This is a genomic window from Paraburkholderia sp. RL17-347-BIC-D (assembly GCF_046027915.1).
Classification (GTDB): domain Bacteria; phylum Pseudomonadota; class Gammaproteobacteria; order Burkholderiales; family Burkholderiaceae; genus Paraburkholderia.
This window is the reverse complement of sequence record NZ_JARESS010000004.1, coordinates 118,046-135,206: the sequence shown is the minus strand read 5'-3', so window position 1 is coordinate 135,206 and position 17,161 is coordinate 118,046. Positions and strand designations below refer to the sequence as shown.

Genomic DNA, 17,161 nt, shown 5'->3' with positions numbered 1-17,161 from the left:
ATTCAGACCACGCCAGCTCCATGCGCCTGCAAATCGGCGTGGTAGCTCGAACGAACCATCGCGCCCACGGCTGCGTGTGTAAAACCCATCTTGTACGCTTCTTCCTCGTACATCTTGAACGTGTCCGGATGCACGTACGAGCGCACCGGCAGATGGTGTTCCGACGGTTGCAGGTACTGGCCGATCGTCAGCATGTCCACGTCGTGTTCGCGCAGGTCGCGCATCACTTGCAGAATCTCTTCTTCGGTTTCGCCGAGGCCGACCATCAGACCGGACTTGGTGGCGACGTCAGGGTGCAGCGCCTTGAAGTCCTTCAGCAGCTTCAGCGAATGCGCGTAGTCGGAACCCGGGCGCGCTTCCTTGTACAGACGCGGCACCGTTTCGAGGTTGTGATTCATCACATCGGGCGGGGCGGCGTTCAGAATACCGAGCGCGCGATCCAGACGGCCGCGGAAGTCCGGCGTCAGAATTTCGATGCGCGTCTCGGGCGAAAGCTCGCGCGTCTGACGGATACATTCCACGAAGTGGGCCGCACCGCCGTCGCGCAAATCGTCGCGGTCGACGCTGGTGATCACCACATACTTCAGCTTCAGCGCGGCGATGGTGCGCGCGAGGTTACCCGGCTCGTCCACATCGAGTGGATCCGGGCGGCCGTGGCCGACGTCGCAGAATGGGCAGCGGCGCGTGCACTTGTCGCCCATGATCATGAAGGTCGCCGTGCCCTTGCCGAAGCATTCGCCAATGTTCGGGCAGCTCGCCTCTTCACACACCGTATGAAGATTGTGCTCGCGCAGAATCTGCTTGATTTCGTAGAAGCGAGAATTGCCGGTCGCCGCTTTGACGCGGATCCAGTCGGGTTTCTTCAGCTTTTCGATCGGGATGATCTTGATCGGAATACGGGCGGTCTTGGCTTGCGCCTTCTGCTTCGCGGTGGCGTCGTAGGCCGGCACGGCGTCAGGAGTGGGGGAAGCTGCGAGGTTCGCGGTAACGTCAGTCATTCGTTCGGTCCAGTCAGGCGGTGAGGGCACCGGCCCGTGGTTGGGCGACGGCCGCGGGACTGCCGTCGAGGTTTGCGGTGAGGCGTTCTGCAAAGGTACGGGCCACGTCGTCCCAGCCGGCGGTCACGCCAAGCGTGGCCATATCGACTGTTTCGAGCCCTGCGTAGCCACATGGATTGATGGCCAGAAACGGCCGCAAATCCATGTTCACGTTCAGGCTCACGCCGTGATAGCTGCAGCCGTTGCGGATCTTCAAACCCAGCGCCGCAATCTTGGCGCCGGCGTGCAGCCCGGCGTCCGGCCCAGGCGCCACGTAGATACCGGGAGCGCCCGCCTTTCGTTCTCCGGCGAGATTATACGCCGCAAGGGTGTCGATCACGGCTTGCTCGATCCGCGTGACCAACTCGCGCACCATCAACTTGCGGCGGCGCAAATCGAGCAGCAGGTAGGCCACCACCTGGCCGGGCCCGTGATACGTGATCTGCCCTCCCCGGTCGACTTTGACCAGAGGAATGCCGCTGTCGGCGGCGAGCAGATGGGCGGGATCGCCCGCCTGGCCTAGCGTGAAGACGGGTGGGTGTTCGACCAGCCAGATTTCGTCGGGAGTGTCGGCCGTGCGCCCGTCCGTGAATGCGCGCATGGCTTCGAAACTGGCTTCATAGGGTTCGCGGCCACGCCAGCGCAGCGTGAGCGGCACCGCGAGGGGCAAGGGAGTCGGGGAAACCGGGGTGGCGCACATGATCCCGGCAGTTTACCGAAATCTGGGAATTCCCGCCGGAGGCGGCTACATTAGGAATGTGTTAAATCGCGCGGCGGCGTGGCCGCGCCGGGCCGCCGCCAGAATCAATTGCGCGGCGCGCCGTTCCGCCGAACCGGCGCGCCGCGTCCTTCGATCAAACCGTGCGCCAGCCGCCTCGCATACGCGCCGCCAACCGTTCGCCGATGCGCGCAAACCAGTTCAGCGCACGCTCGTCGCAGCGCGTCGGCACGGAAAACGCCACTCTCGCCTGTCCGTTGCCCTCGGCGCTCAACCACAAACGTTCGCCGCGCCGCAGTCTCAGCGTATGGCCGGGCTGCAGCCAGTAGTCTTCCGTATCGTCGCTGCGCGTGACCCACACCGCACCGCCACGAACGACCAGCTTGGTGCTGCGCGCCACCTTCAGGGGAACTGTTTCGCCACTGCGGATTTCAAACGCGATGCTAGAGGAAATTTCTCGCATGATGCCCTCGCCAAAAATCGTTTCATGACTACAATCCTAGGCGTAACAAGGGTTTACGCAAAACGATCTATTTTCACCTCTATGTGAGAAATATTGCCATGGACCTTCGGCAATTACCGCCACTGAACGCGATCAAGGCATTCGAGGCCGCCGCCCGCCACGAAAGCTTTTCGCGCGCCGCCGACGAGCTGTTCGTCACCCACGGCGCCGTCAGCCACCAGATTCGCGCGCTCGAGGCCGAACTGGGCGTCTCGCTGTTCGCGCGTGACGGCAAGCGTGTGCGGCTCACCGAGACCGGCCGGCGCTACGCCACGCACGTGCGCTCGGCGCTGATGGCGCTCGCCGATGCCACTCGCGAAATCCGCGCCGGCGACCGCGAGCGGCGGCTGGTGGTGTCCATGCTGTCGTCGTTTGCGGCGCGCTGGGTGACGCCGCGCGTGGGCAGCTTTATCGAGGCGCATCCGCAGTGGGACCTCGAACTGCTGTCCACCAACGCGCTCACGGACTTTGCGCGCGACGACGTCGACGTGGCAATCCGTTTCGGCTTCGGCAAATATTCGGGTTTGCATTCGGAGTTGCTGCTGGAGGAGATTTTCTTTCCCGCCTGCGCGCCGAACTTCAACGGCGGCAAGCTGCCGAAAACGCCGGCCGATTTAGCGAAAGTCCCGCTCCTGCGCTCCGACGACGAACTCTGGCGCCCCTGGTTCGACGCCGCCGGCCTCACCGACTGGCCCGAGCCGAAGCGCGGCGTGCTGTATCAGGATTCGTCGAACCTGTTGCAGGCGGCCATCGACGGCCAAGGCGTCGCGCTCACGCGCCGCTCGCTGGCCATGCACGAGATCGCGGCGGGCCGCCTCGTGCGGCTATTCGATGTGGATGGGCCGAGTCCGTGGCAGTACTACCTCATCTGCCCGCCGCAGATGCTCGAGACCGCCCGCGTGAAGGCGTTTCGCGACTGGGTGTTCGAGGAGGTGGGACGCTTCAAGCAGCTTTTCGACCGGGCTTGCGAGTTGAGACCCGCCGCAAGCGCCGATCTGTCCGAGGACGCATTGCGCGTCACGCCGTAATACGAACGAGGCGGCGAGCGGGGCTTAAAGCACCACTTTGACCATCGGATGGCCAGTGAGCGCGCGATAGATGTCGTCGAGCTGCTCACGGCTCGTAGCGCGCACCGTGACCGTCAGGCCCGTATAGTTGCCGCCGCTGGACGGGCGCGTTTCGATGCGCGAGGCATCGACTTCATTGTCGAACTGCCGCACAACCGTGACGATCGTCTCGGCGAACTCGGGATGCGATTTGCCCATGATCTTGATCGGGAAATCGCAAGGAAACTCAAACAGTGACTCGTTCACGGGACTCATTCTCTACTCCTTGCTGCGCCTCGCGCGCTTCCTGGGTCTTAGCTCGCTGATAAGCAGCGTACAGCGCCGCAAAGACCGCACCCGGCTTGCCCTCGCCGACCGCTTGGCCGTCGAGCTGCGTGACCGGCAGCACTTCCTTGGTTGCCGAACTGACGATGATCTCGTCAGCCGCGCGCAGTTCGGCTTCGCTAATCTCACGCGCTTCGAAACGGATGCCGCACTCGCCCGTCAGCTCCTCGATCAGACCGTAGCGGATCCCTTCGAGGATCTTGTGGCTGCGCGGCGGCGCGGACAACACGCCGTCCTTCACCATCCACACATTCGACGACGATCCCTCGGTCAGCATGCCGTCGCGAAACTGGATCGTCTCGAACGCGTCGTTCTCCGCGGCATATTGCGCCATCAGCACATTGCCGAGCAGCGACACGGACTTGATGTCGCAATTGAGCCAGCGACGATCTTCCGCGCTCACGCAGCGTACGCCTTCTGCACGCTGCGCCGCGTTCGGCAGGTTCAGCGGCGTGACCATCACGAACACGGTTGGCCGGATGCCGGCCGGAAATGCGTGACCGCGTTTGGCGACACCACGCGTGACCTGAATATAGGCAATTGCGTCCTGATCGGCACGCAGACTGCCGTCCGCCTCGTTCGCCGCGACCACGCGCTCGATCAGCGCGCGCCAGCCGGCGTCGTCGAACGGATTGACGATGCCGATCTTGTCGACGGAACGCGCGAGCCGCGCCAGGTGCTGCTGAAAGCGAAACGGCGTACGGCCGCGCGCGGCCCCGGTTTGCGCATACAACGGCGCGACTTCGTAAATGCCGTCGCCGAAAATAAAGCCGCGATCTAGAACCGGCACGCGCGCTTCGGACAACGGCACCAACTCGCCGTTCAGGTAGACAATCGGATCAGGCGACACATCGGAAACAGCGGTCATCGCAATCGGGCTCTTACTTCTTCTTGTTGAACATGAGCATCAGGGAATCCCACACGCGGCCGACCACGCCGGCTTGCGGCACAGCCTGCAACGCCACGATCGGGAATTGCGCCAGCACCTTGCCGTCGGCGACCAGCTTCGCCGTGCCGACCTGCTGACCGTTTGCGATCGGTGCGATCAGCGGATCGACCTGCTCGATCTGCGGCTTCACCTTGTCGCCCATGCCCTTCGGCACGGTGATGTACTGATCGCTCTTCACGCCGATCTGCACGGTGTCCTGCGCACCCTTGTAGACGCGCGGCGTGCCCACCACCTGATTCGCCTTGTACAGACGCACCGTGTCGTACGCGCTGTAGCCGTAGTTCAGCATCTTCAGGCTGTCCTGCACGCGGTCGTGTTCCTTGGTCTCGCCCATCATGACCGAGACGAGACGGCGCGACGCATCGGTCGCGCCCGGCAGCGAGCGCTTCGCGCTCGCGATCAGGCAGTAACCGGCGGCTTGCGTGTGACCGGTCTTCAGACCGTCGACCGTCGGGTCGATCCACAGCAGGCGGTTGCGGTTCGGCTGCTTGATCTTGTTGTACGTGAAATCCCTGACCGAGAAGATGTTGTAGTAGTCAGGGAAGTCGCGAATCAGACGCGCCGACAGCACCGCGAGGTCGCCCGCCGTGGTGTAGTGCTGCGGATCGGGCATGCCGTTCACATCGGCGAAATGCGTGTTCTTCATGCCGAGGCGCTGCGCTTCCGTGTTCATCATGTTGACGAACTGCGACTCGCTGCCGCCGACCAGTTCGGCCAGCGCGATCGCCGCGTCGTTACCCGACTGGACGATCATGCCGTACACCAGATCGTGCACGGTCACCGGCTTGTTCGCTTCGATGAACATGCGCGATTCGTCGGTGCGCACGCGGCGCACCGCTTCGCTCGGCATGACCGTCTGGTCCATGTTGATCTTCTTCGTCTGCAGTGCTTCGAAGACGAGGTACGCCGTCATCAGCTTGGTCAGCGACGCCGGTTCCACGCGCTCGTCGGGGTTGCCCGAGGCGAGCACCTGGTTGCTGGTCGCGTCGACGAGCACCCATGAGCGCGCGTTCACGGCCGGCGGCGGCACTTGCGCAAACGCGGTGCTGGCGACGAGCGTGGCCGGCAGCACGACACCGAGGGTCACGGCACGGCTAAGCGCGGAAGGAACGAAGGAAGCAACTGAAGGGAATGACGTGCGGCCGGAGGTGGAGAAACGCATAGGGTCGATTGGTGCAGAAAAATACATCGCGCGCAGGGCGCAAAGTTTGGAAGAGCCGGTCGGCGAGCGTCTGGCCGTAAAAACGGCGCGGCGCCCATTGGACTTCCGGCCACGCGATCGGTTCGCGCAGCACGCCTTGCATCCGGCACCGCTGCGCGCGAAAAGACGCTACGCGTCGCGCGAACTGCCGGATGGGCGGCGCTGCGCCCAAAAAAGAGTCGCCATTATACGCGCGCTATCCCGGTTACTTTGCGCCAAGGTCGGCGATTAATTTGCGTTTGTGCGTACCTGTACCCCGGAAAACACACATCGCCTGCCGATTACCGCCACGCGTCGACGATGATCCGCTTCAGCACGTGCAGCTTGCGATGCAGAAAATGCTCCGCCCCCGGAATCACGACGACCGGCAATTCCTGCGGCCGCGCCCAGTCGTAAACGGATTGAATGGGAACCGTCTCGTCGGTTTCACCGTGAATCACGAGCGTGTTTTCCGGCACGGGCGCGACGTCCCAGCGGCTCGCCGCGGTGCCGACCAGCACCATTCGCTCGATCTCCTGACCTTCTTCGCGCAACTGCGCGGCCACGTGCGACAACACGAACGTGCCGAACGAAAAACCCGCCAGCACGAGGGGCAGATCGCCTTGACCCGGTTCGGCGCGCATGTGATCGAGCACGGCGCGCAGGTCGTCGCGCTCGCCGATGCCCGCGTCATGCTCGCCTTGCGTTTCGCCGACACCGCGAAAATTCGAGCGATACGTCACGTAGTTCAACTGCACGAGCGTGCGCGCGAGCGTCTGCGCGACCTTGTTGTCCATGGTGCCGCCGAACAGCGGATGCGGATGCGCGACCAGCGCGATGCCGCGCGGCGCGGCGCCGTTCTCGCGCGTCTCGTCGGGCAGATCCAGCGCGACCTCGATCTTGCCGACCGGGCCGTCGATCAGATACTTCCTGGTATGTACGTTCATGGCGACGCTTTATTGATCGATTTTCAGACGCTCGACAATCTTGCCGTTCGCGAGGTGGGAGTCGACGATTTCGTCGATGTCGCTCTCGTCGACGTACGTGTACCAGATACCTTCCGGATACACGACGACCGTCGGGCCGAGTTCACAGCGGTCGAGGCAACCGGCCTTGTTGATGCGCACCTGGCCCGGACCTGCGAGACCGAGTTTCTTCACGCGTTTTTTCGCGTACTCCTGCATCACCTGCGCGTTGCAGTTCGCGCAGCTCGGGCGCTCGGCGCCGGGCTCGCGCTGATTGAGACAGAAGAAGACGTGATACTTGTAGAAGGAGTCCATGATGTCCGGGGGCGAGGCTGTCAATGTGGGGAACGGCGCTGGATGCACGGCGGCGCGCCTGTTGTGCGAACGATTATAACGAGCGGGGCTGGCGGTCGCTGATGCTGGCCACGCTTGCCCCACGCTCCGAGTGCGCGCTTCACGTGTGCTTCATGCGCCGTTTGAGCCATGCCTGCTCGACGATATAGGCGAGCCACACGAGTGCGGCATATGGCCAGATCCACGCGAGCCAGTGCGCCAGACCGTTGAAGTGCAGATAACGCCCTTGCCGCCAGTCGGCCAGCACGGCATCGAAATACGGATTCACCGGCAGCAGATTGACGAACACCAATGCGACCGTCAGCGCGGCGCCCGCCAGCGCCGCGCGTGATCTGCGCCGCAGACGCAACGTGAAGAGTGCCGCGCCGGTACCGCACACGAGGCCCGCCAACGCGCCGGGCGTCGCCCAGTCGAATGCGAGACCGGACTGCGACTGCAGAAAGGTCGCGCCCACCTTTACGCACAAGGTCATCACGATAAACAGCAGCAACAGGCGCACGCGCGGCGCATGGCGGCGCACCGGCAACGACGCCAGCGCGAGCGCGGCGAACAGGTTGAGCGTGGTGATCACGGCTTCCCACACGTCGTCAGGCATCCAGGCGGCGGCGAGCGCCGGCCATGTACCGACGTGCCAGCCCGGTGGCGTCCACGCGAGCAAGGCATCTTGCGTCGTCGAATCGAAACGCAGCCAGAGCGCGCGCGGCCAGTTGCCGAGACCGAACAGACGCGGCGCCGGATACATCGTCGCGAAAGGCCACGCCAGCACCAGGCACGCGAGCGCCGCTCGGTCGCGCTCGAACCACAGAAGCCGCACGCGCCGCAGCAAGCCGCGATCGAGCAGCGCGCCCGTCGCCGGCGACATGATCGCCGCGCCGAGCAACGCGCCGAGCGCATTGGCGGCGAGATCGAGGTTGGAGGCGACACGCGTCGGCAGATAGGTTTGCACGGCTTCCATCACGCCGGACAGCAACCCGCCGAGCACGAAGGCAAACGCGACCGCCAGCGTGCCGCGCCAGCGCGGATAGACCGCGAGCACCACGAGCGCGCCGAACGGCATATAGCCGAGCACGTTGGTGACGACGTCGAACGCCGTCAGGTACTGCGGCATGGGATCGGACAGGTAGGCAAACGGGCCGAGGCCGAGCGAACGCCAGCCCGTAAACGGATACCACGAACCGTAGACGATCAACGCGGTATACAGCACCAGCGCCTGCCGGGCGAGCACCGACGGACGGCGCGCCCAGGGTTTTACGCTCATGCAGCGCTCCTGTGTGTGCGCTGCAAGCCGGTCATTGCGCGGCGACCAGCGCCTGCACGCCGAGCCATGCGCCGATTTGCGCGACCAGATCGTCGCTGGCGGTGGCGAGCGCTTGCGCGCCGCCGGCGGCGTCCGCCGAACTGGACGGCGCGCGCGCGATGAACGTGCGCTGGCTGAGCACCTTGCCGTTCTGCGTCAGGGTGGCGCGCGCGGTGACCGCGGCGTGACTCTGGGACTGGCTGTCGAAGACCTGTTCGAATTCGCTCAGATCGACCTTCAGCACCGGCGCGGCGACGCCGTCGGCGCCCGTCAGCACGGTGCCGCGCGAACTGAGCGCGCCACGCAGACGCTGGGTCAGCAACTGCGAAGGCGTCATGGTCCAGTGGCTGTTCGCGTACGCGGCCGTCTGCTGTGCGTCGGCGTAGCTCAGGCGGTAAATCAGCTTGTCCGACTCGAGCACGTCGGGCGCGCTCACATCGAGCACCTTCACAGCCGGCGACGTGCCCGCTGACGCTGCCGGACTCGGCGGGCCGAAGTCGTAGCGGATGTCCGAGAGCGCTGCGGGCGTACCGGCGCAGCCCGCGGCGAGCACGCCGAATGCGAGCAGCACCGCGAACGCGGCGCGCGAGGACAAGAATCGGTGAATCGAACGTGACATGACAATCTTCCTTTCTTCAAACCTTCAAAATCATTGAGCAGCGCGGGCGGCGGGCCACTTGAAGCCTGCTTCACCGGGGCCGGGCGCCGCACCCGGCGCGCCGAACAGGACGCTGCGCGGGCTGGTGCTGAACGTATCGGCGGCGCGGTCCACCGAGCGGGCCGCGGAGCGCACGTCTTCCGCGAGCGAGTTGACGCGCGGCAAGGTGTCGTAGCCGACTCGCGCCGACAGTTCCTGCACGACGCCATTGATCGACACCAGCGCGTCGCCGGCCTGCTGCGCGGCCGTGCCGACCTTGTTCAGGTTGGTCTCGAACGGGCCGTTCGGCTGGTTCAGGCCGGTGATCAGCTGATTTGTCGACACCAGCGTGCGATCCAACTGTTTGATCGTGTCGGGCAGCATGCCGGCGGCCGGCGTCATTTTCTGGCTCAGCGTGGCCACGCCGTCGGCGGCTTTCTGCAGGCTTGCGGCCGTACCTTGCAACTGGTCGGCCATTTCCGGCGACAGCAAATTGTCGACGTCGTCCGCGACTTTTTCGAGTTTGCGCAGCAACACGTCGCCGCGTTGCTGCAGTTGATCGAGCAAGCCGGGGCGCATCGGCAACTGCGCCACCTGTTTGGCCGACGACGGCAGCGGCGACGGGTCGCGCCCATTGTCATCCAGCTGGATGAAGGCAATACCCGTCACGCCCTGGAACCCCAGGCTGCCGAACGTCGAATGGGTAATCGGCGCGTGCGTATCGACAAGGATGCGGATCAGAATCTGCCCCGGATGAGCCGGGTCGAATTTGATCGACTGCACCTTGCCGACGTCGAGCCCGCGATAACGCACCGCTGCGTCGGTAAACAGGCCCGTCACGTTGGTGCGCGCAATCAGATCGTACGGCACCCGCACGGCACGGTCGACGTTGAACAAAAATGCCGCCAGCGCAATGGCCACCAGCAGAACGATCGTGAAGAGCCCGGCCCAGAAGGCATGTGATTTGTTTTCCATTGTCAGGTTCCCTGGTTCACAGCGGCAATTCGGACGATGCCGGCTCGAGCGCCGCCCGCGGCAGCCTCGCGCGGCGCTCCGGCGGCAGCGCCTGCAACGCGCGGCGTCCGCGCAGGCCGAGGAAATATTCGCGGATGAAAGGATGATCGACCCCCGCGGCCTCCTCCACCGGCGCGGCGACCAGCACCTTGCGATCGGCCAGCACGGCGACGCGGGTGGACAGCGCGATCATCGTGTCGAGATCGTGCGTGACCATCACCACCGTCAGGCCGAGCGCGCGATGCAGCGCGGAGATCAGTTCGACGAATTCATCCGACGCCTGCGGATCGAGCCCGGCGGTCGGTTCGTCGAGAAACAGCAACTCGGGTTCGAGCGCGATCGCCCGCGCAATGCCCACGCGTTTGATCATGCCGCCCGACAGCGCCGACGGCATTTTCGACGCGTGCTTGCACGGCAGACCGACCATCTCGAGCTTGAGCATCACAATGTCGCGCAACAGATCTTCGGGCACCTTGCCGAGTTCGCGCACCGGCTGCGCGATGTTGTCGAACACCGACAGCGACGAGAATAGCGCGCCGCGCTGAAACAGCATGCCGGAGCGGCTGCGCATCAGCAGCGCGGTTTCCGGCGAAATGGTCGCGAGATTCTCGCCGAACAGCTTGATGGTGCCCGACGAAGGACGTTCGAGACCGAGAATCTGCCGCACCAGCGTGGTCTTGCCGGAACCCGAGCCGCCGACGATCGACACGATCTCGCCGCGCCGCACGTCCAGGTTCAGATGCTGGTGCACGATGTTGCGGCCGTAGCGCTTGGTCACGTCGATCACTTCGATCACCGGCTCGGCGATCGAGGGCATTGGCTGGCCGCGCACGGCCTGAGTGAGTGGCGCGATCATCCGAGCCCCACGTTCTGGAAGAGAATCGCGAACACGGCGTCCGCGAGAATCACGATGGTAATCGAGGTCACCACCGAGGTCGTCGTGCCTTCGCCAAGACTCTGCGAATTGGCCTTGATACGGAAACCGAAATGACAGCCGACGATCGCGATCAGCATACCGAACGCGACGCCCTTACCCAAGCCGATCCACAGATTCGCGACCGGCACCACGCTCGGCAAGGCCCGCGCGAAGTAGTTCATGTCGATGCCGAGCGCGATCTTGGCGGCGAGCGCGCCGCCCGCCAGCGCAATGATGTTAGTCCACATCACGAGCAGCGGCATGGCCACGCCGAGCGCGACCACGCGCGGGAGGATCAGCCGCAGGCCGTGCGGGATGCCCATCACGCGCATCGCGTCGAGTTCCTCGGTCACGCGCATCACGCCGATCTGCGCGGTGATCGCCGAGCCCGAGCGGCCTGCCACCAGAATCGCCGCGAGCACGGGCCCGAGTTCGCGAATCACCGAAAGGCCAAGAATATTGACGATGTACTGGTTCGCGCCAAACAGCCGCAGTTGCTGCGCCGACAGATAGCTGAGCACGATGCCGATCAGGAACGCGACCAGCGCGGTGATCGGCATGGCTTTGGTGCCGGCGTTATAGATGTTCGCGGAGATCTCGGTCCACGGCGTGATTTTCGGTTTGCGCGCGATCGCCAACAGATCGAGCACGACGCGCCCGAGCATGGCCACGCCGCCATACAGATGCTCGAAGAAAGAGAAGATCGCGAGCCCCAGCCGCGTGAACGGATCGAACTTGATCACCGGCTCGGCGGTTTCGCGCACGGTGTCCAGCAGGGCGATGCGCTCGAAAATGTCGCGTTGCGTGTCGGTGAGCGTGGTGTCCGGCGGCATCTTGTGGCCCCACACGCGCCACAGCGCCTGGCCGCCGACGTGGTCCATCCGGTCGATACGCGACAGGTCCCATTGACCGATGCCTTCGGCGCCGACCAGCGACCGCAATAGAGGGATCACGTGCCCGGTGGCCTTGTCGCGCGCGAGCGCGAGCGCCGTCCACTGGCCCGAGAGCCGGACGATCTTGCCTTGGCTGCCTGCCGCGACTTCGAGGCCGGGCGGAGTGTCGTAGTTCAAGGATCGTTGAATCTGGTTATCGGATTAGCGGCCATTGTAACGAAGGCGCGGCGCAGGAACCGTGCGCGCGGGCTTACCGGGTTCGCTGTCGCTACAATATGAACCATGAACGCTTCCAAGACTCCCCCTCAAGCAGACTGGCGCATCGATCGCGAGCGCGCCGTCGCCCTGTTCGGCCCGCACGCGCATGACTGGCCGATCGAAATCGTCGAGGAAACCGGCTCGACCAACGCCGACCTGATGGCACGCGTCAAAGCGCTGCCGCGCAAGGCCGGCGCGCTGCCGCGGCCGATCGTGCGGGTCGCGTATCTGCAAACCGCCGGGCGTGGCCGCCGTGGCCGTCCGTGGTATGCGGAGCCGGGCAATGCGCTGCTGTTTTCCGTGGCGTGCGTGCTGCCGTGTCCGCTCGAAGGGCTCGCGGGTCTGAGTCTCGCGGTGGGCGTCGCGCTGGTCGACGGGCTGCGCTCGCTGCCCGTCGCTGGCCCCGGCCAGATCGCGCTGAAGTGGCCGAACGACGTCCTGCTCGAAGGCGACAAGCTGGCCGGCATCCTGATCGAGACCGCGTGGAGCACCGACGACACCAGCGCGGTGGTGATCGGCATCGGCACCAACGTCAAGGGCGCGGACGAACTCGCGGCCAAGGTCGGCGCGCTGAACGCCGGCGTGCCGCCGCAAGCGCGCGGCACCGCGCCGACCGCGCTGCAGCGCGCGCTGCCCAACGCCAACCTCACCGACACGCTCGCCGCCGAGCTGAACGCGCTCGAACCGGCCTTGCAGCGCTTCGGCGCTGAAGGCTTCGCGCCGTTCCAGGCGCGCTGGAACGCGGTGCACGCCTACGCGGGCCGCGAAGTGGTGTTGCTGGAACAAGGCGAAGAACAGATGCGCGGCGTGGCGACGGGCGTCGACGAGCGCGGCCAGTTGCTGCTCGACACGCCGACCGGCCGCGAGACCGTGGCGACCGGCGACGTCTCGCTGCGTCTGGCCGACGGTGCCGCATGACGAGCGGCGCGCCCTGGCTGTTGATCGACGCGGGCAATAGCCGCATCAAGTGGGCGCTGGTGCAGGCGGACGCCTCCCAGATCGCGGCCGGCGCGCTGACGCATGGCGGCGCGGATCAGCCGGACTGGTCGGATTTGCCGGCGCCCGGCGGCGCGTGGTTGTCGAATGTGGCGGGCGAAAACGTCGCGGCACGGATTGCCGCATTGCTCGACGCGCGCTGGCCGCAACTGCCGCTTACGACGATTCGCGCCTGCGCGCGGCAATGCGGCGTGACCAACAGCTACACCACGCCGGATGCACTCGGCAGCGACCGCTGGGCCGGCATGATCGGCGCGCACGCGGCGTTTCCCGGTGAACATCTGCTGATAGCGACTTTCGGCACGGCGACCACGCTCGAAGCATTGCGCGCGGACGGCTGCTTTGTCGGCGGCCTGATCGCGCCGGGGTGGAGCTTGATGATGCGCTCGCTCGGCGAGCACACGGCGCAACTGCCGACGCTCGACGCCCAAGCCGCGCGCGGCCTGCTCGACGGCAGCATGCCCGATACGACGCGCCGCGGCCCGTTCTTCGCGACGGACACGCCGCGCTCGCTATCCGCCGGTTGCACGTTGGCGCAAGCGGGCTTGATCGAGCGCATGTGGCGCGATCTGCAGGATGAATGGCAGGTTCCGGTGCGCCTCCTGGTCAGCGGCGGCGCCGTGGACGAAGTGGCGAGCGCGCTGAAAGTGCCGCATACTCGCCACGATTCGCTCGTGCTCTCCGGTCTTGCGCTGATTGCTGCCGAGCGCGTCATGGAACGCGGCAACTGAATCGCGGCCATAGGGATAACGGCGGCTCAACTTCTGGACGGGGAAAACCAACAATGCTGCGCTGGCTGATCGCCATACTGTTTCTTGCCAACATGCTGGCATTCGTCGCGGTGCGCGGCGTATTCGGCCCGACGCCTACAGCCGGCGGACGCGAGCCCAACCATCTGAATCGCCAGGTTCATCAGGAATGGTTGAAGGTGCAGCCGGTCACGGCGTCGGACGCTGCCGATCAGGCTGTTGTCGGCGGCCCAGCGCCGGTGGCGCCGATCGCGGCGTCCGCGCTGTCGCAGTAACGCAAGCAGTAACTCGAGCAGTCACGCAACGAGCGGACAGACTTCGCGGCGGGCGGCGGGCGGCGGGCGACGCGAGACGCGAAGTCGGTGCGTTGTTCGCGCGGCAGTTGGCCTTTAGCCCTGCGTACGAACTTTTTTCAGCAGTGCGGTAGTCGAGCGGTCGTGTTCGAAGGGAATCGCCAACGCCTTTCCGCCCCAGCTTCGCACGATGGCCGACTCGGGCAGCACATCCATGTCGTAGTCGCCGCCCTTCACGAGCACGTCCGGCCGCACCGCCGAAATCAACTCGACGGGCGTCTTTTCGCCGAAGCACACCACGTAGTCGACACTCTCTAGCGCCGCCAGCAACGCCATCCGGTCAGCCTCGTTATTGATAGGCCGATCGTCGCCTTTGCCCAGCATACGAACCGACGCATCGCTATTCACGCCGACGATCAGGCAAGCGCCCAAAGCCTTCGCATCCGCGAGATAAGTCACATGCCCGCGATGCAGGATATCGAACACGCCGTTGGTAAACACCACCGGCGCGTTCAGCGAAGGACGCAGCGTCACCAGTGCGTCGCGCGTCAGAATCTTGCGTTCAAAAATGGCAGCCATGGAGGAATCGGAAAGGACAGGAAGGTGCCGTCACCATACACGATGGGCCGCATGAAACAAAACGGCCTGGCGCACATAAGTGCGCTAGGCCGTTCTTTTTTTCAAACCAGTTCGCAGCGCCTGGCGCCGCGAAGCCGAGTCACCTGCTCGTGACCATCAGGCTGGCTGTTCAGCCGACTTCTGATCCGCCTGCAGACGCGCGACCACTTCCTTGCGGTAGCGATTCAGTTCCTGCGCCGTGTTGAACGTGCGCTCGAACAGAATGGAAAGGTTGTGCAGAATGCGCTCCACCACCTTCTTTTCCCAGCCGTCGTCGAAACGGATCTGTTCGTCGAGCCAGCGTTCGAGCCATTCCGGATCCGGCAAACGCGATTGAATCGTGTCGCGCGGGAACAGTGCCTGGTTCACGTGCAAGTTGGTGGGGTGCAGCGGCTTTTCCGTGCGGCGAGCCGATGCCATCAGGACACCGATCTTCGCAAACGCGGCACGCGCGATGTCGCCGGTTTGCGCCATCGCCTTCTTCATGTAGCGCAGGTACGCGCCGCCATGACGCGCTTCGTCGCGCGAAATGGTTTCGTAGATGTGCTTGATGACCGGCTCGGTGTGCCATTCGGCGGCACGGCGATACCAGTGATTCAGGCGGATTTCGCCGCAGAAGTGGAGCATCAGCGTTTCCAGCGGCGGCGCCGGATCGAATTCGAAGCGCACGGCGTGCAGCTCCTCTTCGGTCGGACACATTTCCGGCTTGAAGCGGCGCAGATATTCCATCAGCACCAGCGAATGCTTCTGTTCTTCGAAGAACCACACGCTCATGAACGCGGAGAAATCGCTGTCGTGATGGTTGTCACGCAGAAACATTTCCGTGGCGGGCAACGCCGACCATTCGGTGATCGCGTTCATCTTGATCGTCGCTGCCTGCTCGTCGGTCAATAGCGATGCATCGAATTTGTCCCAGGGAATGTCTTTCTCCATGTCCCATCGAACGGATTCGAGCGATTTATAAAGTTCCGGATAAAGCATGGTGTTCATAGTCCCACCCCTGTTCTGCGCATACTGTGTGTGTCTGTCACTACTACGTGTAGTACTTTTGCTCACGACGAACGGATGTGCACCGTTTGCCGGCCAAGCATTCAATTTTACGCGGTAATCGGCCGCCTAGATGCACCCGACGGCAAAGAAGTCCAGGCATTTGCGCCCGCGCGCCTACCCCTACGTTACGCGCTGCGCGGCCAACCGTGGGTGAGGGATACCCTGTGCCTGAGGTCGAGCCAGTTTGCGATGAAAACCGCACCGTCCAGCCCTGCGCCGGTGTTGCCGGCGGTGAATGGAGCAAGGGCGGCTGGATTGGTAGTTTTCAGCGCACGCCCAAAAGCCAAAAATAAAGCTTACACAATGATAGCACGCTGACCTGGCCGAACCCGCGCCGTAACAGCCGCAATTCCGGTGCCTGCTGACCTTGCGCAAGAAAACGCGCGATTCGCGGAGTGTGGCGGACGATCGGGGTCAAAACCATGACAGACGGCGAACTCGCCTTTCTGTGCTGCGTCGTCACCCGCGTCACGCCACCGCGTTTCATTCCCGCCTTTAGACAGACTTTTTCGTGGCTTTCGGGCTGGCGCTCGCGCCGCTCGTGCGCTTCGCGGCCACCGGCGCCCGCTTCGCCGCCGGTCGCCTGGCCGCGGATTCCGCGTCCTGTGCCGGCGCCTGCGGCGCGTCGGCCGCTGGCCCGCCGCCGGCTGCCGAAGCCTCCGCATCGTCGGGCACAAAATCAGATGCCTCGGCACCCGCACCGGCGTTCGGCGGTTGCGTCATCGCGAACTGGGCGATCTGGTTGAATTGGGATTGCAGCAGATTCCACCACGCGGATGCGTCGAAGGGCGGCGTGCCGGGCGCCTCCTCTTCCCCGCCGGCCGGCTCCTCAGCCGACGAAGCGGCGCTCGCCGAAGCGGCCGGCGCTGGCGCCGGGGCAGGCGCCGCCGGATGCGGCCAGCCCGTCGCCGGCGCGGGACTCGGCGCGGCCGACTCTGCGGGTTGCGCCATCGACGACTGCGCGAAAGCGCCGAACGCGCGTAGTGTCGCGAGCGTCGCGCGTTGCACTTCGAGCGCCTGAATCGCGGATTGCAACATGCTCAGGTTCAGCTTGAGCCATTGCTCGACCGCGCGCATGTCGGTGATGCGCTTGTCGAGTTCCTCGACGTTGGTGAGCGGCGCCATCATGTCGGACATCATCGAGAGCGACGGTCCGAGGCCGCCGCCGGCCGGCTGCGCGCCGGAAAAAGCCGAGCCGAACGGCGACAGCCGCATCATGCCCCACATGCGTTCGAGCATTTCAGCGGGCGGGAAACCGGGAAAGCCGGGAAAGGGCGGCGTGGAGCCAGGAGTATCGGTCATGCTTGTCGCCTCGCTGCGTAAAGTAAAGAAGGAGCGCCGTCC

The 17,161-nt window shown here is 64.8% G+C and carries 21 protein-coding genes; 5 read left to right on the top strand and 16 right to left on the bottom strand.

The window, feature by feature from the left end; genetic code table 11:
* Positions 1-2 precede the first annotated feature (2 nt).
* The 3 genes from lipA to P0D96_RS07910 all read right to left on the bottom strand — a co-directional run bounded on the left by lipA (position 3) and on the right by P0D96_RS07910 (position 2,218).
* A complete protein-coding gene (gene lipA, locus P0D96_RS07920) occupies positions 3-998 on the bottom strand; it encodes a lipoyl synthase (RefSeq protein ID WP_408284102.1) in 996 nt (331 codons plus the stop codon).
* A gap of 13 nt (positions 999-1,011) precedes the next feature.
* On the bottom strand, positions 1,012-1,737 hold the full coding sequence (lipB, locus tag P0D96_RS07915; RefSeq protein WP_408312831.1) for a lipoyl(octanoyl) transferase LipB: 726 nt from the start codon (positions 1,735-1,737) through the stop codon (positions 1,012-1,014).
* Positions 1,738-1,891: 154 nt separating this feature from the next.
* On the bottom strand, positions 1,892-2,218 hold the full coding sequence (locus P0D96_RS07910; RefSeq protein ID WP_132376228.1) for a DUF2917 domain-containing protein: 327 nt from the start codon (positions 2,216-2,218) through the stop codon (positions 1,892-1,894).
* Positions 2,219-2,316: 98 nt separating this feature from the next.
* On the opposite strand from P0D96_RS07910, the gene P0D96_RS07905 reads away from it, so the two are divergent.
* The gene (locus P0D96_RS07905; RefSeq protein WP_408181167.1) at positions 2,317-3,285 is read left to right on the top strand and encodes a transcriptional regulator GcvA; all 969 of its coding nucleotides are present in this window, start codon (positions 2,317-2,319) and stop codon (positions 3,283-3,285) included.
* Positions 3,286-3,309: 24 nt separating this feature from the next.
* Here P0D96_RS07905 and P0D96_RS07900 read toward each other — a convergent pair whose 3' ends face one another.
* From P0D96_RS07900 to P0D96_RS07890, 3 genes are read right to left on the bottom strand one after another with little or no spacing between them, the layout of a single operon-like run.
* Entirely contained in the window at positions 3,310-3,579 is a 270-nt protein-coding gene (locus P0D96_RS07900; protein WP_132376230.1) for a DUF493 family protein, read from the bottom strand.
* Positions 3,551-4,516 carry a D-amino acid aminotransferase gene (locus P0D96_RS07895; protein ID WP_408312827.1) on the bottom strand — a complete coding sequence of 322 codons (966 nt, stop codon included), beginning with the start codon at positions 4,514-4,516 and terminating at the stop codon, positions 3,551-3,553. The genes P0D96_RS07900 and P0D96_RS07895 overlap by 29 nt, the downstream gene beginning before the upstream one ends.
* Before the next feature lie 13 nt (positions 4,517-4,529).
* Complete coding sequence (locus tag P0D96_RS07890; protein WP_132376232.1) at positions 4,530-5,759, bottom strand: D-alanyl-D-alanine carboxypeptidase family protein; 1,230 nt, start codon at positions 5,757-5,759, stop codon at positions 4,530-4,532.
* Here P0D96_RS07890 and P0D96_RS07885 point away from each other — a divergent pair.
* Positions 5,656-6,030: a hypothetical protein gene (locus tag P0D96_RS07885; protein ID WP_408313012.1), complete on the top strand. Its 375-nt coding sequence runs from the start codon at positions 5,656-5,658 to the stop codon at positions 6,028-6,030. The two genes, P0D96_RS07890 and P0D96_RS07885, sit on opposite strands and share 104 nt — an antisense overlap.
* A gap of 49 nt (positions 6,031-6,079) precedes the next feature.
* On the opposite strand, the gene P0D96_RS07880 is transcribed toward P0D96_RS07885, so the two are convergent.
* From P0D96_RS07880 to P0D96_RS07850, 7 genes are all read right to left on the bottom strand, one after another.
* Entirely contained in the window at positions 6,080-6,724 is a 645-nt protein-coding gene (locus P0D96_RS07880) for an alpha/beta hydrolase (RefSeq protein WP_132376233.1), read from the bottom strand.
* Between the two features lie 9 nt (positions 6,725-6,733).
* Positions 6,734-7,057 (bottom strand): (2Fe-2S) ferredoxin domain-containing protein, encoded by a 324-nt coding sequence (locus P0D96_RS07875; protein WP_408312825.1) that lies wholly within the window; start codon positions 7,055-7,057, stop codon positions 6,734-6,736.
* Positions 7,058-7,196: 139 nt separating this feature from the next.
* The gene (locus P0D96_RS07870; protein WP_132376235.1) at positions 7,197-8,354 is read right to left on the bottom strand and encodes a VanZ family protein; all 1,158 of its coding nucleotides are present in this window, start codon (positions 8,352-8,354) and stop codon (positions 7,197-7,199) included.
* A gap of 31 nt (positions 8,355-8,385) precedes the next feature.
* Positions 8,386-9,012 carry an ABC-type transport auxiliary lipoprotein family protein gene (locus P0D96_RS07865; RefSeq protein ID WP_132376236.1) on the bottom strand — a complete coding sequence of 209 codons (627 nt, stop codon included), beginning with the start codon at positions 9,010-9,012 and terminating at the stop codon, positions 8,386-8,388.
* A 30-nt stretch (positions 9,013-9,042) separates the two neighbouring features.
* Positions 9,043-10,005, bottom strand: coding sequence for an MlaD family protein (locus P0D96_RS07860; protein ID WP_132376237.1), 963 nt, complete (start codon positions 10,003-10,005; stop codon positions 9,043-9,045).
* Positions 10,006-10,021: 16 nt separating this feature from the next.
* The gene (locus tag P0D96_RS07855) at positions 10,022-10,900 is read right to left on the bottom strand and encodes an ABC transporter ATP-binding protein (protein WP_132376238.1); all 879 of its coding nucleotides are present in this window, start codon (positions 10,898-10,900) and stop codon (positions 10,022-10,024) included.
* On the bottom strand, positions 10,897-12,030 hold the full coding sequence (locus tag P0D96_RS07850; RefSeq protein WP_132376239.1) for an MlaE family ABC transporter permease: 1,134 nt from the start codon (positions 12,028-12,030) through the stop codon (positions 10,897-10,899). The genes P0D96_RS07855 and P0D96_RS07850 overlap by 4 nt, the downstream gene beginning before the upstream one ends.
* Before the next feature lie 105 nt (positions 12,031-12,135).
* Between P0D96_RS07850 and P0D96_RS07845 the strand changes: the two genes are divergently transcribed.
* The 3 genes from P0D96_RS07845 to P0D96_RS07835 are packed head-to-tail and all read left to right on the top strand — an operon-like array spanning position 12,136 to position 14,131.
* Positions 12,136-13,029, top strand: a complete 894-nt coding sequence (locus P0D96_RS07845) for a biotin--[acetyl-CoA-carboxylase] ligase (RefSeq protein ID WP_408312820.1) — start codon at positions 12,136-12,138, stop codon at positions 13,027-13,029.
* Entirely contained in the window at positions 13,026-13,838 is an 813-nt protein-coding gene (locus P0D96_RS07840) for a type III pantothenate kinase (protein WP_408312818.1), read from the top strand. Before P0D96_RS07845 ends, P0D96_RS07840 begins: the two co-directional genes overlap by 4 nt.
* A gap of 53 nt (positions 13,839-13,891) precedes the next feature.
* Positions 13,892-14,131 carry a hypothetical protein gene (locus tag P0D96_RS07835; protein ID WP_132376242.1) on the top strand — a complete coding sequence of 80 codons (240 nt, stop codon included), beginning with the start codon at positions 13,892-13,894 and terminating at the stop codon, positions 14,129-14,131.
* Positions 14,132-14,245: 114 nt separating this feature from the next.
* Here P0D96_RS07835 and rfaE2 read toward each other — a convergent pair whose 3' ends face one another.
* The 3 genes from rfaE2 to P0D96_RS07820 form a co-directional block, all read right to left on the bottom strand.
* On the bottom strand, positions 14,246-14,728 hold the full coding sequence (gene rfaE2, locus P0D96_RS07830; RefSeq protein ID WP_012431554.1) for a D-glycero-beta-D-manno-heptose 1-phosphate adenylyltransferase: 483 nt from the start codon (positions 14,726-14,728) through the stop codon (positions 14,246-14,248).
* A 156-nt stretch (positions 14,729-14,884) separates the two neighbouring features.
* On the bottom strand, positions 14,885-15,757 hold the full coding sequence (locus tag P0D96_RS07825; protein ID WP_132376243.1) for a ferritin family protein: 873 nt from the start codon (positions 15,755-15,757) through the stop codon (positions 14,885-14,887).
* A 555-nt stretch (positions 15,758-16,312) separates the two neighbouring features.
* Positions 16,313-17,119: a PhaM family polyhydroxyalkanoate granule multifunctional regulatory protein gene (locus P0D96_RS07820; protein WP_408312813.1), complete on the bottom strand. Its 807-nt coding sequence runs from the start codon at positions 17,117-17,119 to the stop codon at positions 16,313-16,315.
* Positions 17,120-17,161: the final 42 nt, after the last annotated feature.

Bases quoted from the DNA above. Each gene is read 5' to 3' on its own strand.
- lipA (WP_408284102.1), bottom strand. From the start codon at position 998: ATGACTGACGTTACCGCGAACCTCGCAGCTTCCCCCACTCCTGACGCC.
- lipB (WP_408312831.1), bottom strand. From the start codon at position 1,737: ATGTGCGCCACCCCGGTTTCCCCGACTCCCTTGCCCCTCGCGGTGCCG.
- P0D96_RS07910 (WP_132376228.1), bottom strand. From the start codon at position 2,218: ATGCGAGAAATTTCCTCTAGCATCGCGTTTGAAATCCGCAGTGGCGAA.
- P0D96_RS07905 (WP_408181167.1), top strand. From the start codon at position 2,317: ATGGACCTTCGGCAATTACCGCCACTGAACGCGATCAAGGCATTCGAG.
- P0D96_RS07900 (WP_132376230.1), bottom strand. From the start codon at position 3,579: ATGAGTCCCGTGAACGAGTCACTGTTTGAGTTTCCTTGCGATTTCCCG.
- P0D96_RS07895 (WP_408312827.1), bottom strand. From the start codon at position 4,516: ATGACCGCTGTTTCCGATGTGTCGCCTGATCCGATTGTCTACCTGAAC.
- P0D96_RS07890 (WP_132376232.1), bottom strand. From the start codon at position 5,759: ATGCGTTTCTCCACCTCCGGCCGCACGTCATTCCCTTCAGTTGCTTCC.
- P0D96_RS07880 (WP_132376233.1), bottom strand. From the start codon at position 6,724: ATGAACGTACATACCAGGAAGTATCTGATCGACGGCCCGGTCGGCAAG.
- P0D96_RS07875 (WP_408312825.1), bottom strand. From the start codon at position 7,057: ATGGACTCCTTCTACAAGTATCACGTCTTCTTCTGTCTCAATCAGCGC.
- P0D96_RS07870 (WP_132376235.1), bottom strand. From the start codon at position 8,354: ATGAGCGTAAAACCCTGGGCGCGCCGTCCGTCGGTGCTCGCCCGGCAG.
- P0D96_RS07865 (WP_132376236.1), bottom strand. From the start codon at position 9,012: ATGTCACGTTCGATTCACCGATTCTTGTCCTCGCGCGCCGCGTTCGCG.
- P0D96_RS07860 (WP_132376237.1), bottom strand. From the start codon at position 10,005: ATGGAAAACAAATCACATGCCTTCTGGGCCGGGCTCTTCACGATCGTT.
- P0D96_RS07855 (WP_132376238.1), bottom strand. From the start codon at position 10,900: ATGATCGCGCCACTCACTCAGGCCGTGCGCGGCCAGCCAATGCCCTCG.
- P0D96_RS07845 (WP_408312820.1), top strand. From the start codon at position 12,136: ATGAACGCTTCCAAGACTCCCCCTCAAGCAGACTGGCGCATCGATCGC.
- P0D96_RS07840 (WP_408312818.1), top strand. From the start codon at position 13,026: ATGACGAGCGGCGCGCCCTGGCTGTTGATCGACGCGGGCAATAGCCGC.
- P0D96_RS07835 (WP_132376242.1), top strand. From the start codon at position 13,892: ATGCTGCGCTGGCTGATCGCCATACTGTTTCTTGCCAACATGCTGGCA.
- rfaE2 (WP_012431554.1), bottom strand. From the start codon at position 14,728: ATGGCTGCCATTTTTGAACGCAAGATTCTGACGCGCGACGCACTGGTG.
- P0D96_RS07825 (WP_132376243.1), bottom strand. From the start codon at position 15,757: ATGAACACCATGCTTTATCCGGAACTTTATAAATCGCTCGAATCCGTT.
- P0D96_RS07820 (WP_408312813.1), bottom strand. From the start codon at position 17,119: ATGACCGATACTCCTGGCTCCACGCCGCCCTTTCCCGGCTTTCCCGGT.